The 277-nt window shown below is 55.2% G+C and carries 1 pseudogene; it reads left to right on the top strand.

What is annotated here, in order from left to right:
• Positions 1 to 56: 56 nt before the first annotated feature.
• Positions 57 to 277, top strand: a pseudogene (locus H6A60_RS13100) (FAD-dependent oxidoreductase); the annotation flags it as partial.

Below are 277 nucleotides of genomic sequence, written 5' to 3'. Positions count from 1 at the left end.
TTACGCTTGTTTATTACGCCGGCGGCATCATCTTGAACCAAAAAGGCGAGCGCTTCGTGAATGAGTCTTTGCCGTACAAGGATCTCGGTACTGCGGCGCTTCTCGAGCCCGGTTTCGGCACGTACATCCTCTTTGACGAGGAAATGAGGCGTCGGCAGATGAAGATGCGTCCGAACGATGCCTATCTGTGGCGAAGCATTGATGAAGGCCGTGTTCCCGACTACGTCTTTCGAGGGGAAACGCTCGAAGAGGCTGCACAAAAGGCGGGGCTGGAAGC

The organism is Sutterella massiliensis (assembly GCF_016899755.1).
GTDB lineage: Bacteria > Pseudomonadota > Gammaproteobacteria > Burkholderiales > Burkholderiaceae_F > Sutterella > Sutterella massiliensis.
This window is presented reverse-complemented; position numbering and strand designations above follow the sequence as displayed.